The sequence below is a fragment of the Phocaeicola coprophilus DSM 18228 = JCM 13818 genome (assembly GCF_000157915.1).
In the GTDB taxonomy this organism is placed as follows: Bacteria; Bacteroidota; Bacteroidia; order Bacteroidales; family Bacteroidaceae; genus Phocaeicola; species Phocaeicola coprophilus.
Genome location: NZ_EQ973650.1, coordinates 230,553 through 245,518, shown reverse-complemented (window position 1 = coordinate 245,518; position 14,966 = coordinate 230,553). Strand labels below are relative to the sequence as shown.

At 46.4% G+C, this 14,966-nt stretch carries 16 protein-coding genes; 8 read left to right on the top strand and 8 right to left on the bottom strand.

Annotated features, from left to right (window positions below; translation table 11 throughout):
- Window positions 1-2 precede the first annotated feature (2 nt).
- The 5 genes from BACCOPRO_RS15465 (at window position 3) to gluP (ending at window position 5,259) form a co-directional block, all read left to right on the top strand.
- Window positions 3-434, top strand: a complete 432-nt coding sequence (locus BACCOPRO_RS15465) for a hypothetical protein (protein WP_008145095.1) — start codon at window positions 3-5, stop codon at window positions 432-434.
- Complete coding sequence (locus BACCOPRO_RS15460; RefSeq protein ID WP_008145094.1) at window positions 400-1,698, top strand: DUF3440 domain-containing protein; 1,299 nt, start codon at window positions 400-402, stop codon at window positions 1,696-1,698. Before BACCOPRO_RS15465 ends, BACCOPRO_RS15460 begins: the two co-directional genes overlap by 35 nt.
- The gene (locus BACCOPRO_RS15455; protein ID WP_008145093.1) at window positions 1,689-2,234 is read left to right on the top strand and encodes an IbrB-like domain-containing protein; all 546 of its coding nucleotides are present in this window, start codon (window positions 1,689-1,691) and stop codon (window positions 2,232-2,234) included. The genes BACCOPRO_RS15460 and BACCOPRO_RS15455 overlap by 10 nt, the downstream gene beginning before the upstream one ends.
- A 24-nt stretch (window positions 2,235-2,258) precedes the next feature.
- Window positions 2,259-3,719, top strand: a complete 1,461-nt coding sequence (locus BACCOPRO_RS15450; RefSeq protein WP_008145092.1) for a potassium/proton antiporter — start codon at window positions 2,259-2,261, stop codon at window positions 3,717-3,719.
- A gap of 328 nt (window positions 3,720-4,047) precedes the next feature.
- Complete coding sequence (gene gluP, locus BACCOPRO_RS15445; protein ID WP_008145090.1) at window positions 4,048-5,259, top strand: glucose/galactose MFS transporter; 1,212 nt, start codon at window positions 4,048-4,050, stop codon at window positions 5,257-5,259.
- Window positions 5,260-5,368: 109 nt separating this feature from the next.
- Here the strand turns inward: gluP and BACCOPRO_RS15440 are convergent, their stop codons facing one another.
- Complete coding sequence (locus BACCOPRO_RS15440) at window positions 5,369-5,782, bottom strand: DUF6249 domain-containing protein (RefSeq protein ID WP_008145087.1); 414 nt, start codon at window positions 5,780-5,782, stop codon at window positions 5,369-5,371.
- Window positions 5,783-5,982: 200 nt separating this feature from the next.
- Here BACCOPRO_RS15440 and BACCOPRO_RS15435 point away from each other — a divergent pair, with 200 nt between their 5' ends.
- Together BACCOPRO_RS15435 and BACCOPRO_RS17285 are read left to right on the top strand one after the other, a co-directional pair.
- The gene (locus BACCOPRO_RS15435) at window positions 5,983-6,537 is read left to right on the top strand and encodes an RNA polymerase sigma factor (protein WP_008145083.1); all 555 of its coding nucleotides are present in this window, start codon (window positions 5,983-5,985) and stop codon (window positions 6,535-6,537) included.
- On the top strand, window positions 6,534-6,911 hold the full coding sequence (locus tag BACCOPRO_RS17285; RefSeq protein ID WP_008145081.1) for a hypothetical protein: 378 nt from the start codon (window positions 6,534-6,536) through the stop codon (window positions 6,909-6,911). The genes BACCOPRO_RS15435 and BACCOPRO_RS17285 overlap by 4 nt, the downstream gene beginning before the upstream one ends.
- A gap of 121 nt (window positions 6,912-7,032) precedes the next feature.
- Here the strand turns inward: BACCOPRO_RS17285 and BACCOPRO_RS15425 are convergent, their stop codons facing one another.
- From BACCOPRO_RS15425 to BACCOPRO_RS15400, 6 genes are all read right to left on the bottom strand, one after another.
- A complete protein-coding gene (locus BACCOPRO_RS15425) occupies window positions 7,033-7,218 on the bottom strand; it encodes a type II toxin-antitoxin system HicB family antitoxin (RefSeq protein WP_008145079.1) in 186 nt (61 codons plus the stop codon).
- Between the two features lie 207 nt (window positions 7,219-7,425).
- On the bottom strand, window positions 7,426-9,135 hold the full coding sequence (locus BACCOPRO_RS15420) for an acyl-CoA dehydrogenase family protein (RefSeq protein ID WP_008145076.1): 1,710 nt from the start codon (window positions 9,133-9,135) through the stop codon (window positions 7,426-7,428).
- Window positions 9,135-10,154: an electron transfer flavoprotein subunit alpha/FixB family protein gene (locus BACCOPRO_RS15415; protein ID WP_008145075.1), complete on the bottom strand. Its 1,020-nt coding sequence runs from the start codon at window positions 10,152-10,154 to the stop codon at window positions 9,135-9,137. Before BACCOPRO_RS15415 ends, BACCOPRO_RS15420 begins: the two co-directional genes overlap by 1 nt.
- A gap of 4 nt (window positions 10,155-10,158) precedes the next feature.
- Window positions 10,159-11,046 (bottom strand): electron transfer flavoprotein subunit beta/FixA family protein, encoded by an 888-nt coding sequence (locus BACCOPRO_RS15410; protein ID WP_008145074.1) that lies wholly within the window; start codon window positions 11,044-11,046, stop codon window positions 10,159-10,161.
- Between the two features lie 105 nt (window positions 11,047-11,151).
- Window positions 11,152-11,670 carry a TlpA family protein disulfide reductase gene (locus tag BACCOPRO_RS15405; RefSeq protein ID WP_008145073.1) on the bottom strand — a complete coding sequence of 173 codons (519 nt, stop codon included), beginning with the start codon at window positions 11,668-11,670 and terminating at the stop codon, window positions 11,152-11,154.
- Window positions 11,670-12,068: a DUF4891 domain-containing protein gene (locus BACCOPRO_RS15400; protein WP_008145072.1), complete on the bottom strand. Its 399-nt coding sequence runs from the start codon at window positions 12,066-12,068 to the stop codon at window positions 11,670-11,672. The genes BACCOPRO_RS15405 and BACCOPRO_RS15400 overlap by 1 nt, the downstream gene beginning before the upstream one ends.
- Before the next feature lie 74 nt (window positions 12,069-12,142).
- Here BACCOPRO_RS15400 and BACCOPRO_RS15395 point away from each other — a divergent pair, with 74 nt between their 5' ends.
- Window positions 12,143-13,345, top strand: a complete 1,203-nt coding sequence (locus BACCOPRO_RS15395) for a mechanosensitive ion channel family protein (protein WP_008145071.1) — start codon at window positions 12,143-12,145, stop codon at window positions 13,343-13,345.
- Here BACCOPRO_RS15395 and BACCOPRO_RS15390 read toward each other — a convergent pair.
- On the bottom strand, window positions 13,323-14,921 hold the full coding sequence (locus BACCOPRO_RS15390; RefSeq protein ID WP_008145070.1) for an aspartate:alanine exchanger family transporter: 1,599 nt from the start codon (window positions 14,919-14,921) through the stop codon (window positions 13,323-13,325). The genes BACCOPRO_RS15395 and BACCOPRO_RS15390 overlap by 23 nt on opposite strands.
- Between the last annotated feature and the right edge of the window lie 45 nt (window positions 14,922-14,966).

The following is a 14,966-nucleotide window of genomic DNA, read 5'->3' as shown; positions in this document are numbered from 1 at the left end:
CTATGATAGAAGTCATACAGCTAAAAGGAACGGAGTCCCGACTTTACAAACACGTCGCTCCGCTGATAATGGATCCGAAAATTATCCATTACAATCAGGGATATCCCTTCAAGACAAGTCCCAACTATATCTGGTTTCTGGCCTTTTCTTCCCCCCGGAAGATTTCGGGATTTTTTCCTGTGGAACACCGGGGCGGACAATGGATCATAAATAATTACTACGTCGCTCCGACCGACAAAGAGCAGGAAACATTCCAGGCCCTGCTGGAAGCTGTCAAGACCTTTGCCGCCGACCAGCAGGAAGTGACCGCTATCGTACAGACACCCCATAAAGACTATTTCACGGCATATGCTTTCAAACCCGTAAAGGAATGGAAAGCTTACCTAAAAATGAGATTGAATGAACAAACAGAACACCAAGAAGAATGTATATGAGCTGACTCAGGAAAGATTACGGATGATCTTCAATGAGTTTGACAACATCTACGTCTCCTTTTCGGGAGGAAAGGACAGCGGCATCTTGCTGGAACTGTGTATTGACTACATCCGCAAGAATAACCTGAACCGGAAAATAGGCGTCTTTCACATGGATTATGAAATCCAGTACCGGATGACCATTGACTATGTGGACCGGATTCTGGAAGCTAACAAGGATATTCTGGAAGTATACCGGGTCTGTGTGCCTTTCAAAGTACGCACGTGTACCTCCATGTACCAGCAATACTGGCGTCCCTGGGAGAAAGAGAAAGAAGACATGTGGGTGCGTCAGATGCCCAAAGGCGTCATGACTCAGGAAGATTTTCCGTTCTACAACGAGAACATGTGGGATTATAACTTCCAGATTGAGTTTGCCAAATGGCTTCACCAGAAAAAGAATGCCATTCGTACCTGCTGTCTGGTCGGCATCCGTACCCAGGAAAGTTATCATCGCTGGCGGACCATTTACAAGACTTCCAAGCTCCTGCTGTATCATAATTACCGCTGGAGTACGAAAATAGATAATGACGTATATAACCTGTATCCCATCTATGACTGGAAAACGACGGACGTATGGACTGCCAACGGAAAATTCGGATGGGACTACAACAAACTCTACGACCTGTACTACCAGGCCGGAGTCTGTCTGGAGAAACAACGTGTAGCAAGCCCGTTCATCAGTGAAGCAACCGAAAGCCTTTACCTCTATAAAGCTATCGATCCCGACACATGGGGCCGCATGATCGGACGCGTGAACGGCGTAAACTTCACCGCCATATACGGAAACTCGTATGCCATGGGACGGCAGTCGCCCAAACTTCCGCCTGGACATACCTGGAAGTCGTTCATGGAATTTCTGCTCTCCACCCTGCCGGAAGAAAGCCGGAGAAACTATCTGGGAAAACTGGAGACCAGCATCAAATTCTGGAGAACCAAGGGAGGCTGCCTGAGCGAAGAGACCATCCAGCGCCTTCAGGACCTGAACATCCCGATTGAAGTCCGCAATACGACAAACTACAAGACGGACAAAAGACCGGTCATGATGGAATACCTGGATGACATCAATATCCCGGAATTCCGGGAAATCCCGACTTACAAGCGTATGTGTATCTGCATCCTTCGCAATGACCATGCGTGCAAGTACATGGGATTCGCCCTGACCAAAGAGGAAAAGAAAATGAAAGATTACATTCTGAAACAATACCAAAACATATGGACGTAAAAGAAGAAAAGAAAAGCCCTGTATATAATGTGATTGCTGTCCCCGTGGAAAAAGTGACAGCCAATGATTATAACCCGAATGTCGTAGCCCCGCCGGAAATGAAACTGCTGGAACTTTCCATCTGGGAAGACGGTTTCACCATGCCCTGCGTGTGCTATTACGACAAGGAGAATGACAAATATATCATCGTAGACGGATTCCACCGCTATACAGTGCTGAAAACATCCAGACGGATCTTCGAACGTGAAAAAGGAATGCTGCCTGTTGTTGTCATCGACAAGGATCTGTCGAACCGCATCAGTTCCACCATCCGTCACAACCGTGCCCGAGGTACACACGATATCGGACTGATGACACACATCGTAGGAGAACTTACCAATGCCGGAATGTCCGACCAATGGATCATGCGGAACATCGGCATGGACCGGGACGAACTGCTCCGCCTGAAACAGATATCCGGCCTTGCCGCACTGTTCACTAACTCTGACTTTTCGATCCCCGATCCGGAAACTACCATTCCTTCCATCGACGAATAAGAATCTGACCACTAATAATTGCATATGACATTTACAGCCGAAAATATCCTGCTGGTAGGATCTGTGCTGATCTTCTCCAGCATTCTCATCAGCAAGACGGGATACCGTTTCGGAATCCCGACCTTGCTTCTCTTTCTTCTGGTCGGTATGCTCTTCGGAAGCGACGGACTGGGACTTCAATTCAACAGCGCCTCTGATGCCCAGTTCATCGGTATGATGGCACTGAGCATTATTCTTTTTACCGGAGGTATGGACACCCGCTTCCAGGACATCAGGCCCGTGCTCCGTCAGGGTATTCTGCTTTCCACCGCAGGTGTGCTGATTACCACCGTACTTACCGGCCTGTTTATTTATTACATTACAGCCTGGTATACCGGAAGCCCGACGCTGCCCATGCTGACTTCCCTGCTGCTGGCAGCCACCATGTCGTCAACCGACTCTGCTTCCGTATTCAGTCTGCTCCGTTCACAGAAGATGAATCTGAAAGAGAACCTGCGTCCCATGCTGGAACTTGAAAGCGGAAGTAACGACCCGATGGCCTATATGCTGACCATCGCCCTGATTCAGGTGATCAGCAGCGGAAGCGAACTCCACGTCGGACTGATAGCCAAGGATCTACTCGTGCAGTTCTTTGTGGGAGGCGTTGTGGGATATGCCTTCGGACGCTTCGCCGTGTGGCTTATCAACCGGATCAACCTCAGCAACAGTTCGCTTTATCCGATCCTGCTGCTGAGCCTGGTTTTTGCCACCTTCACCATTACCGACTTGCTGAAAGGAAACGGCTATCTGGCTGTCTATATCACCGGTATTCTGGTCGGCAACTCAAGACTTGCTTTCCGCAAGGAAATCAATACCTTCATGGACGGACTTACCTGGCTGTTCCAGATCATCATGTTCCTCACACTGGGGCTGCTTGTCAATCCGCACGAAATGCTGGACATCGTGGTCATCGGCCTGCTGATCGGACTCTTCATGATCATTGTAGCCCGTCCCGTCAGTGTCTTTGCCTGTCTCCTTCCTTTCCGGAACCTGAGCGGACGGGCACGCCTGTTCGTCTCGTGGGTAGGACTGCGCGGTGCGGTTCCCATCATTTTTGCCACTTACCCGGTATTGGCACACGTGGAAGGCTCGCACTTGCTGTTCAACATCGTGTTTTTCATCACCCTGCTTTCGCTGATCGTACAGGGAATGACCATCGCCAAGGTAGCCAGACTGCTGCATCTGGACCTGCCTCAGGAAAAGGAAGGCAATGAATTTGGTGTTGAACTTCCGGACGAAATCGACACCCGTCTGCAGGATCTGACCCTGACTCCTGACATGCTGGCCGGCGGCAACCGCCTTGCCGACATGAATATCCCCAAGGGAACCCTTGTCATGCTGATCAAGCGCGGCAATGAATTTCTCATTCCGAACGGACAGATGGAACTGCATCCCGGCGACAAGCTGCTGGTGATGCTGGAAAACAAAAAACCAGCAGAAACCTGACTTCGCCTGCGGCGGGATTTTTGTAGGCAGTGAGATTCCTGCTCTTCCAAAGTTTCGGGAACTCCTGAAAAAGCCCGCCAGCTTTTTTAAAAACGTTTCGGGCTTTTCAGGAAAAGAATTCGGGCTTTGAAGCAAAACGTTTCGGCGTTTTTCAAGGCACCGGAAAGTTTCCTGTGCATTCCCTTCCAGATATTACAAATTATCTCTTTGCAACGCTTTGTATAAAAAATTTTTTCGTAATTTTGAAGCTCAAAACAAAATGTATAACTAACCTTATTATTATTCACTCAATGGGCATGCTATTACCATTGAAAAAACAAAAAACAACATGAGTCAAGAAAAAACGAACTTCATGATTCCTTTGTCATTCATCGGAATCATGTTCTTTGCGATTGGATTCGCATTGGGCATCAACTCCTTGCTGGTTCCCGTATTGCAAGGATCACTGGGTATTTCTAACGCCGCTTCTTACCTGATCATTGCAGCTACCTTCATTCCGTTCCTGGTATTCGGTTATCCGGCCGGACTGACCATCAAGGCAATCGGTTACAAGAAGACAATGTCACTGTCATTCTTCATCTTCGCCGCTGCCTTCTACCTGTTTATCCTTTCTGCCAACGAAAAGAGTTTCTCTCTCTTCCTGCTGGCTTCTTTCGTGAGCGGTGCTGCCAACGCTTATCTGCAGGCTTCCGTTAATCCGTACATCACCATCCTCGGTCCCCTGGAAAGTGCAGCAAAACGTATCAGTATCATGGGTATCTGCAACAAGATGGCATGGCCTATCCCTTCTATCTTCATCGTATGGCTGCTGGGCAAGGATGTAAACCTGATCAGCATCGACGACCTGGAAAAACCGTTCCTTATCATCATTGCAGCCTTCATCGTTCTGGGTATCATGGCTTTCTTCGCTCCCCTGCCTGAAGTGAAAGCTGCCGGTGAAGACGAAAGCGAAGATTCTGCAGATGCTTGTCCTTATGCTGCCGGAAAGACTTCAGTCTTCCAGTTCCCCCACCTGCTGCTGGGTTGTCTGGCTTTGTTCCTTTATGTAGGTGTTGAAACAGTTTCACTGGGAACCCTGGTTGACTATGCCAACTCACTGGGTCTGGAAGGTGCAGCCAACTATGCATGGATCGCTCCGATCGGTATTGTAATCGGTTATATCTGCGGTATCATCTTCATCCCGAAATACATCAGTCAGGCAACAGCCTTGAAGGTTTGCTCATGGCTGGCTATCATCGGTTCACTGCTGGTAGTACTTACTCCTTCTGACATCTCGATCTACTTCATTTCATTCATGGCACTGGGATGCTCTCTGATGTGGCCTGCTTTGTGGCCGCTGGCTATGGCTGATTTGGGTAAATTCACGAAAGCCGGTTCTTCACTGCTGATCATGGCTATGTTCGGTGGAGCAGTGATCCCGACCCTCTACGGCTGGCTGAAAGATATCACCGGTCCGCAGCAGGCTTACTGGCTGTGTCTTCCCTGCTTCCTCTTCATCCTGTACTACGGTATGGCAGGTTATAAGATCCGCACCAAATAAGAACGGTAATTTCCGTTCAGAAACGGCATAAAAATAACAGGCAGACGAAAGATCACCGGAAGGGTGCTTTTGTCTGCCTGCTTTTATTTCAGACACACTTTTTGCTGAATCATTCGTGGCCTTTCTCCTTGCGAAGACGGTTCATCTCAACCAAATAAGCAACAATCAGGCCTAGTCCGCCACCCAGCAGCAGGCAGGAACCATAGATCACACTGATTGAATTCTGAATCTTGCCTGACCATTCATCAGAAACAATGTACGATTGAAAAAACATCAGGGTAAGAATGAATCCGACCAGCAGTCCCAGTCCAAGTCCCAACATCAGGCATCCTCCACGCAAAGCCCAGTTACCGGAAGAGGAGAACTGAGGCAGCAGATTTCCCTTGAACTCTTCGGGGCGCCACCCGGAACTCAGTTTCTCGATCAGCATGATACGTTCCTGACGGCGTACATACAGTTCAAACAATTTATAAATCACTCCAAAAACAATTGCCACATTGGCAACAACCATTAATTCTTCCATAATTCCTTCTATTTAATGTGAATAATTTTGTTTCTTTGTCCCTTTAGACGCAGGGACCAGAGAAAGGTTACAGGCATTTCTGCTTTTTCACTGGATTCCGGAAATTTTCTCGCATTCTCCTATATTAAGGAAAGACTACGAAGAATTTTTTTCGTACGAAACCTGTAACCTTTATTTAACCTTTGCGTCTAAAGGGCATAATGAAAAACGACGAACTACATATTATTACATCCATTCTGGCCGGAAATACAGAACGCTTTTCGTATTTCCTCGACACCTACGGACAGCAGATCTTTACGCTGATTGTCCGGATGGTGGGATCGCCGGAAGACGCTGAAGAACTGACGCAGGACACTTTCATGAAGGCATTCCGCCACCTGTCGGACTTCAACGGCAAAAGTTCGTTTTCTACCTGGCTCTACCGGATTGCCTACAACACAGCCCTGTCTTCATTACGGAAACAGCCGAACGAAGTCTTGTCCGTTGACGACCGGTTATGGAACAACCTGACAGAAAACGAAATTGACCGTGCTCTGGATGAAGAAGACGAGGAACGGATCGAACAACTTCAGCGGGCACTCGAGAAACTGACACCCGATGAGCGGGCATTAGTGACCTTATTTTATGAAGAAGACAGACCTATTGCCGAAATCTGTCACATACTGAACCAGACCGAAGGCAATATCAAGGTCAAACTGTACCGGATACGCAAAAAACTATATATACTGATTAAACAGGAGGAAGAAACAAGATGAAAAAAGAAGACAGCAAAGCACTCAGAAAAGCAATCGGCCGGCAGCCGGAATTCAGATTGCCCAGCAACTTCACCTATCGCATGATGCAGCAAGTGGAGCAGGAAGCCTTTCTGCGCAAAAAGCGAAACGAAAAAAGAATTTTCATCCTGTGGGCCGCTACTCTGATTCTGATGGGAGGAAGTGCACTGGCCTATCTTGTCCTCACTTACATGAAAAATCTTTCCGGAATAGAAGAAACATTGAAAAATATACCGGAAGACAGTTCCTTGCTTCAGACATTCCCGGTTCTCCTGACGGTATTCATGTTGCTGGCAGTCCTCAACTACCGGCTGAACACCCTAAGATACCGCAAATTCATGGAGAAAGAAAAGTAGCGTTCCGAAAAGCGTCCTGTCTGAAAAATAACAGAGCCATGCCTGCGTCACACAGACATGACTCTCGGAAAGAAAGAGAGTTTTTATTACTGGAAAAACAGTATATGCTCGTAAGAATAAGTTAAGCCATTTCGTCTATCCTGTACATCAGGCTGACCTCATTGAAAAATTCATCGGCTACTTCCGACAGGTTTTCCACAGCCTCTTCTTCAGTTTCGCCATAAGCGCAACACTGGTGATAATCCAACAGATAAGCGTAAAATTCTCCGTCCGGTGTACATTCCACTACATAATTCGCTTCATTCATAATGAGTCCTCCTTTATTTTTTTAAGACACTGCGAAGTTAACCGGAACTTGTTACAATCCTGCAACCCGATAGTTACGTTTCTGTGAAACTCCTCCCGACAAAAAAAGTACCCGGATCATCCGTCCGGGAAGCCATTTTCCCTTTCGGATAATCCGGGTATTATCGTGCAGCTCTCCCTCCGCTACCGGAAGGAAAACCATCCATCATCAAGCCTGACGGTAAGAAGCCAGTTCTTCAGCCTGGAACTTACGGATAAAGTTGAAATGTTTTTCCACTTCAGATTCCGCATAATTAACATATACGTTCAAGGACTTGCCGAACATTTCAGGAGCCTTCGTTGCATCCTGCAGAAGCAGATGGCTCATCACGCAGACAGCAGCCATTTCATACAAGCGGCGTGATACCAGATCAAGCAGTTCCTGGTTCTGAGCTTCCTTCACGGCATTGGTGCAGGCTTCCAGCTTACGGGTCATCTCCTTGATACGGTTCATATATCCTTCAAATTCCGGTGCACAAGGAATCAGTTCATATTCATGCAAAGTAGCTGCATACGAACCGTTCGTTACATAACGGATGGCAGCAACCGTCTGCAACTGAGTAGTTCCTTCATAGATACTGGTGATACGTGCATCACGATAAATACGCTGACAAGCATATTCCATCATGAAACCGGAACCTCCGTGTACCTGAATACAGTCGTACGCATTCTGGTTAGCATACTCAGAGTTCATACCTTTTGCCAGCGGAGTAAAGCTGTCAGCAAGTTTTGCATAACGTTTCTGTTCCTGACGTTCTTCCGGAGTCAGCTTGCGTTCGCGGGCGATATCATCCAATGCTTTATAAATATCAACATAACGGGAAGTCTGATACAACAGCGCACGGCCGGCATCCAGCTTCGCCTTGATGGTAGCCAGCATATCGTAAACTGCCGGGAACTCAATAATGGCTTTACCGAATTGTTTACGGTCTTTAGCGTATGCCAAAGCCTCATCGTATGCAGCCTGACTCAGTCCGACAGACTGTGCGGCGATACCCAGACGCGCACCATTCATCAAGGCCATGACATATTTAATCAGACCGAGCTTGCGTTCACCGCAAAGTTCAGCTTTTGCATTCTTGTAAACCAGTTCACAAGTCGGAGAACCGTGGATACCCAGTTTGTTCTCAATACGACGAACGTCTACACCACCGTCGTTCTTGTCATAAATGAACATTGACAAGCCGCGACCGTCGTGTGTACCTTCTTCAGAACGTGCCAGAACCAAATGAAGGTTTGCGTCACCGTTTGTAATGAAACGTTTCACACCATTCAGGCGCCAGCAATTGTTTGCTTCATCGTAAGTAGCCTTCAACATCACACTCTGAAGGTCAGAACCCGCATCCGGTTCAGTCAAGTCCATTGACATGGTTTCACCGGCGCAAATACGCGGAATGAAACGGCTGTGCTGATCTTCATTACCGAATTCATAAAGAGTTTCGATACAATCCTGCAAAGACCAGATATTACCGAAACCGGCATCAGCCTGAGCCACGATTTCAGCACACATGGTATACGGAGTGATCGGGAAATTCAGACCGCCGTAACGACGAGGCATCGTCATACCGTTCAGACCTGCCTTCACCATTGCATCCAGGTTAGCCTTTGTTCCTGATGCATATTCTACACGACCGTTTGCACAGTGCGGACCTTCTTCGTCTACTCCTTCAGCATTGGCTGCAATTACTTCTCCGGTAATTTCACCTGTAATTTCCAATACTTTGTCATATGAGTCGATGGCATCCGCAAAATCCTGCGGAGCATAGTCATACTCGTCTTTATCTTTATAGCTGCGTTCTTTCAATTCGCAGATACGTTCCATCAACGGGTTATTCAGATGGAAACGCAGTTCCGGATGTTCTGTATAAAAGTTTGCCATTACTTACTGTTCTTTTTGTAGTACTTAATCATTTTCGGAATAACCTCTTCCACCGTTCCGTTGATCACATAATCAGCGATGGTATTGATCGGAGCGTTCGGATCATTGTTGACAGAAATGATAATTCCTGCATCCTGCATACCGGCGATATGCTGAATCTGTCCAGAGATACCGCAGGCAATATACAACTTCGGATGAACGGTTACACCGGTCTGTCCGATCTGACGGTCGTGTTCACAGAAACCGGCATCAACAGCTGCACGGCTGGCACCAACTTCTGCATGAAGTTCCTTAGCCAGTTCGAACAGCATATCAAAGCCTTCCTTGCTTCCCATACCATAACCTCCGGCAATCACAATCGGAGCTCCTTTCAGATTATGTTTGGCTTTTTCTACGTGACGGTCGATCACCTTCACTACATAATCCGTTTCCGGAACATACTTCGCAACATCGTGACGGATCACCTCGCCCTGATAATTGGCGTCCACAATTTCTTTTTTCATCACACCTTCGCGGACAGTAGCCATCTGCGGACGGTGTTCCGGATTGATAATGGTTGCCACAATATTACCTCCGAAAGCCGGACGAATCTGATACAACAGGTTTTCGTATGTAACGCCATTCTTTTTGTCTTCGTGGTTACCGATTTCCAACTGCGTACAGTCAGCGGTCAAACCACTGGTCAAAGCAGAAGAGACACGCGGTCCTAGGTCGCGACCGATAACGGTAGCTCCCATCAGACAGATCTGCGGTTTTTCTTCCTTGAACAAATTAACAAGAATGGAAGTATGAGGAAGTGAAGTATAAGGGAACAAGCCCGGAGCATCAAACACATGAACACGGTCAACTCCGTATGGCAAAACTTGTTTTTCTACATCTGCAAGATCGCTGCCGGCACAAATGGTTTCCAGCTGACATCCCAGCTGAGTGGCTAACTTACGACCTTTAGTTAAAAGTTCGAGACTGACATCGGCAACATGTTTGCCTTCCATCTCACAATATACAAATACATTATTCATAGTCTTATCCGATAGTATGGTTAGCCAACAATTCAACAATCAAGTTCTCTACATCTGCATCGCTGCCGGTAATCGTTTTACTTTCTTTTGCCTGGAAGATGATGTTTTCAATCTTCTTCACCTTTGTCGGTGAACCGGACAGACCACATTGCTTGGTGTCACCATTGACATCAGCTACACTCCATTCCGTAATATTCAGATAAGGACGACTTTCATATAAAGACGCATAAGGCAGAACGCCGCCATCTTTTGTGATCGCAGCTTTTTCCTGAGCTCCCAATGCACGTTTGTATTTCTGTACCAGTTTGGCATTGCGCGGACGACAGGGAGCAGCGCTTCCGTTTACAGTCAAGACGATCGGCAGCGGACCTTCTACGGTTTCCACACCACCGTCAATATGACGTTTCACACGGATACGTCCGTCTTTTACCTCCTGGATTTCTTCAACATAAGTAACCTGAGGCAATCCCAGTTTTTCTGCAACCTGAGGACCAACCTGCGCTGTATCACCGTCAATTGCCTGACGGCCGCCTACAATAATATCATATTCACCGATCTTACGGATAGCCGTAGCCAGTGCGTATGAAGTAGCCAGCGTATCTGCACCGGCAAAAGCACGGTCAGTAAGCAAATAACCATTATCAGCTCCTCTGTATAATCCTTCACGAATAATTTCAGCGGCACGGCCCGGACCCATGGTCAGAATCGTAACGGTAGAACCGGGATGTGTGTCTTTCAGTCTGAGTGCCTGTTCGAGGGCATTCAAGTCTTCCGGATTAAAAATCGCCGGAAGTGCCGCACGGTTAATTGTACCGTCAGCATTCATGGCATCTTTTCCCACACAACGTGTATCGGGAACTTGTTTAGCCAATACTACAATTTTCAAACTCATTAGATTATCTTTTTGGTATTAGTAATTTATTGTCGGCAAATTTAATGAAACCATTTGTTCTGCAAAACGATATAATAAAAAAAAGTTTAAGAAAGGAAGGTCCCGTCAATCCCCTGACAAAGAAGAAACAGCCTGATACAAATCCTCAAAAGAAGCTATCGGATTGTCCGTAAAAAGGTAACGGACATTACAGGCTGTATCGGAAACATAAACCAAAGGAACTCCTTCTTCCGAAAACAAAGAATATACTTTTCGGTCTGATTGTGCAGAATAAGGCAGAGTCAGAGCATTACTTTTCCAATATGCCAGTATTTCTTTTTCTGGTTCTTCCCGACTGATACAGGCAATTCGGACACGAGGATTTCCAGCATAAACCTCATACAATTGCTGAACAACCGGAAGTTCACGCTGACAATCCGAACAGGAAGTATGGAAAAACACCAGTACCGAAACCTTTCCCCTCAAAGAATCCCGGTCAAGTATTGTTCCGTCATTCATCTCTACCATAAATTCCGGTAAAGCATCTCCCGGCTGTATATACTGAATATGCTCACCTACTTCTTCCCGTATACAGGAAACACAACCTATCAGAAATACTAGTACTACTGTTACAAGCAACCTCATTATATCAATTCTTTAAGAATGCGCAAATATACATATTGTACTCCTGGCCGAACAGATTCTTCCTCCAGAAACTTCTGCTTTACCCGATACCTGCGTAATGTTTTCCGAATATATGATTCCACCACGACTGAAGGTTCATCTACATATTCCAACACCTGCACGGAGCCATCCGGCTGAATATTCACCTTCGCTTTCACATTCAGTAAACTCTTGCCTTGAGCAGAAGTTCCACGACGATCATAATCAATCCACAAAATCATTGTAGCTTTAGGGACAGATTCTGCCACAGATTCGTTCACTTCTTTCTTACCAGCCTTTTCATCTTCTTTCGCACGTTCGGAAATACAGGCACTCACCAGCAACAAGACAGAAACCAAATATAAAAAACATTTTCGCATAATCGGTTAACAACTAAAAATCGAATATCCAAAGATACAAAATTTTATTAACTTTGCCCAAACAAGTAATATTTATGGAACAAATCAATCAAAGTATCGCTCAGTTTTTACTTCACATCGGTATAGACAAAGAAAATATTAACTGGAGCCTGCAGATACTCCTTATTATATGTATAGCCCTGCTGTCTTACATTACAACCAAGTTATTCCGGTACATCATCATCCCTGCTGTACAAAAAATCACCTCCCGGACCAAAGCCAGGTGGGACGATTACCTGTTCAACGAGAAGATGATGATCAGCTTCTGCCGCCTGATTCCTCCTTTGGTTTGGTATATACTGCTTCCTCTTGTATTCAGCAAGTTGCCCCTTCTGCTGGAATTCCTGCAAAAAGCATGCGAAATCTATCTGGTTGTCTGCATGCTACTGCTGGTCAGCGCCTTTCTTAACTCCCTTTATGAGATCTCCAATGAGCACGAGACCCTTCGCAACCGTCCGTTGAAAGGGATCTACCAGATGATTAAATTAATTGCATTCGGCATTGGATTTATTGTAATTATCAGTATCATCACCGACAGCAATGCAACAAGTATCCTTGCCGGATTAGGAGCTTCAGCGGCTGTTTTAATGTTGATCTTCAAAGACAGTTTACTGGGACTGGTTGCAGGAGTACAATTATCAGCAAACGATATGCTACGTCCCGGCGACTGGATTACCATGCCCAAATACGGAGCAGACGGAGATGTTATCGAAGTTTCACTTACAACGGTCAAGGTGCGTAACTTTGACAAGACAATTACTACCATTCCACCCTATGTACTGGTCAGTGACTCCTTTCAGAACTGGCGAGGAATGCGGGATACTGGCGGAAGACGTATCAAACGTTCCATCAATATTGACCTGAATACCATTCGTTTCTGTACTGAAGAAGAAAAGAAACGACTCGTGGAAAAAGGATGGATCAAAGATAATACAGAAACAGAAGAGCTGACAAACCTCAGTGCTTTCACCAGTTATCTTCAGGAATACCTTGTTCATCATCCTCACACCCACAAAGAGCTGATGATCATGGTCCGGCAGCTACAGCCGACTTCCGAAGGTCTTCCTCTAGAAATCTATTGCTTTACGGATACGACAGTATGGATGGAATATGAGAATATCCAGAACGGAATATTCAATCACCTGCTGGCAGTCCTTCCTCAATTCGGATTAAGAGCTTTCCAACGGCCAGCAGGTAAAGATATTAATGATTCAGTTATACCACCATTGCAGCGATAAACTGAATGAACAAAATCAAAAATACCATAGCGATCGGATAAACGGTCGCATAAGCCACTCCGGGAATATTGCTGTCAGTCATGGAATCCACGGCTGCAAGTCCCGGTGTACTGGTCATACCGCCAGTAATGGTTCCGAGCATATCCAGCAGACTGATCTTAAAGACATACCGTCCGACCAGCGCTGCTATGAGCATCGGCACTAAAGTAATCAAAGCTCCAACCCCAAACAGCAGGAACCCGCTTTCACGGAAAGTCGAAACCAGATTAGCACCGGCCGAAGTTCCTACTTCTGCCAGGAAAAGCAAGAGTCCCAACTGACGAAGCAACTGATTGGCAGGCCCCGACATAGACCACAAGATTGGTCCCGTCTTACCGATAGCACTCAAGAACAATGCCATCATCAACACTCCCCCGGTCAGTCCTGGAGAAAAAGAGAAACCGGAGCCAAAGGAGAGATTTAACTTGCCAAACAACACACCCAGAACGATACCCATAGCTATCGGGAAGAAATCCGTATCAGATAATTGTTTGGCATCATTCCCCAGCAAACGGGCAACAGCCTGAATTCCTTCTTTCTCTCCAACAACCATCAGCTTGTCACCAAACTTGAGAGCCAGATCCGGAGACGGAGACAGATCAATACCGCTTCGGCGAATCCGGGTTACCGTACAACCGAAGTTTCGCTGAAAGTTCAGGTCTCCCAGCTGCTTGTTGATCATATCTTTCTTTGTCAATAACAATGATTCGATTGCCTGTGTATTTTCAAGTGGCAATTCTCCCTCTTCACGTTCTCCCAGCATCAAAGCCAGACTTGCCAACGCATCCTCACTGCCTACAGCCTGAATGCAGTCTCCTTGCTTCAATTCTGTATGAGCCTTCGGGATCACGATATCCTCTCCACGTTTCAAACGGGAAATAACCGCTCCCGTCATAGCCCGTATATTCAACTGAGCCAGCGTCTTTCCGATCACCGTTTCGTTAGTTACCCGAAACAGACATGTCTTTAATTCCGGGAACTGCCCACGCCGTTCTTTCTCCAGCCGGTGAGCCTCTTGTTCCAGATCGACCCGCAACAATTTAGGGAGAAGCTTCACAAACAGAATAACCCCAATAACTCCAAAAGGATAAGCAATACCATAAGCAATGGATGCCAATGGTGACTGAGTGCTGTCGATGGCTACAGCCAATCCCGGTGTACTGGTCAAAGCACCTGCGATAAGTCCGACCAGACTAGGCGTATCAATGCCAAAGGCATACTTCAGTCCCAGACCGGTAAGACAGGCTGATGCAACAATCAGAATAGTTATCAGGATCAATGTTTTTCCTTTACTTCGGAAAGAATCAAAGAACCCCGGCCCCGCCTGGATGCCTATGGTAAAAATAAAAAGCACCAGTCCGAAGTTTCCCAGCGCTTTAGGAATAGAAACGCCCCAATGGCCAAAAGCCAAGGCGATAAAGATCACTGCGGACACGTCTAACGACAAGCCCATCACTTTCACACGCCCCAGCATAAAGCCTAAGGCCACAATCAAAAATACAGAAAAATAAGGTGACTGTAATAAGTCAATAAACATAAGTATAACGGGTTACAGGTTTTGCGGTCAAAGATAGAAAAATTT

Excerpts from the sequence above, each read along its gene's own strand:
- BACCOPRO_RS15465 (WP_008145095.1), top strand. The coding sequence starts at position 3 with ATGATAGAAGTCATACAGCTAAAAGGAACGGAGTCCCGACTTTACAAA.
- BACCOPRO_RS15460 (WP_008145094.1), top strand. The coding sequence starts at position 400 with ATGAACAAACAGAACACCAAGAAGAATGTATATGAGCTGACTCAGGAA.
- BACCOPRO_RS15455 (WP_008145093.1), top strand. The coding sequence starts at position 1,689 with ATGGACGTAAAAGAAGAAAAGAAAAGCCCTGTATATAATGTGATTGCT.
- BACCOPRO_RS15450 (WP_008145092.1), top strand. The coding sequence starts at position 2,259 with ATGACATTTACAGCCGAAAATATCCTGCTGGTAGGATCTGTGCTGATC.
- gluP (WP_008145090.1), top strand. The coding sequence starts at position 4,048 with ATGAGTCAAGAAAAAACGAACTTCATGATTCCTTTGTCATTCATCGGA.
- BACCOPRO_RS15440 (WP_008145087.1), bottom strand. The coding sequence starts at position 5,782 with ATGGAAGAATTAATGGTTGTTGCCAATGTGGCAATTGTTTTTGGAGTG.
- BACCOPRO_RS15435 (WP_008145083.1), top strand. The coding sequence starts at position 5,983 with ATGAAAAACGACGAACTACATATTATTACATCCATTCTGGCCGGAAAT.
- BACCOPRO_RS17285 (WP_008145081.1), top strand. The coding sequence starts at position 6,534 with ATGAAAAAAGAAGACAGCAAAGCACTCAGAAAAGCAATCGGCCGGCAG.
- BACCOPRO_RS15425 (WP_008145079.1), bottom strand. The coding sequence starts at position 7,218 with ATGAATGAAGCGAATTATGTAGTGGAATGTACACCGGACGGAGAATTT.
- BACCOPRO_RS15420 (WP_008145076.1), bottom strand. The coding sequence starts at position 9,135 with ATGGCAAACTTTTATACAGAACATCCGGAACTGCGTTTCCATCTGAAT.
- BACCOPRO_RS15415 (WP_008145075.1), bottom strand. The coding sequence starts at position 10,154 with ATGAATAATGTATTTGTATATTGTGAGATGGAAGGCAAACATGTTGCC.
- BACCOPRO_RS15410 (WP_008145074.1), bottom strand. The coding sequence starts at position 11,046 with ATGAGTTTGAAAATTGTAGTATTGGCTAAACAAGTTCCCGATACACGT.
- BACCOPRO_RS15405 (WP_008145073.1), bottom strand. The coding sequence starts at position 11,670 with ATGAGGTTGCTTGTAACAGTAGTACTAGTATTTCTGATAGGTTGTGTT.
- BACCOPRO_RS15400 (WP_008145072.1), bottom strand. The coding sequence starts at position 12,068 with ATGCGAAAATGTTTTTTATATTTGGTTTCTGTCTTGTTGCTGGTGAGT.
- BACCOPRO_RS15395 (WP_008145071.1), top strand. The coding sequence starts at position 12,143 with ATGGAACAAATCAATCAAAGTATCGCTCAGTTTTTACTTCACATCGGT.
- BACCOPRO_RS15390 (WP_008145070.1), bottom strand. The coding sequence starts at position 14,921 with ATGTTTATTGACTTATTACAGTCACCTTATTTTTCTGTATTTTTGATT.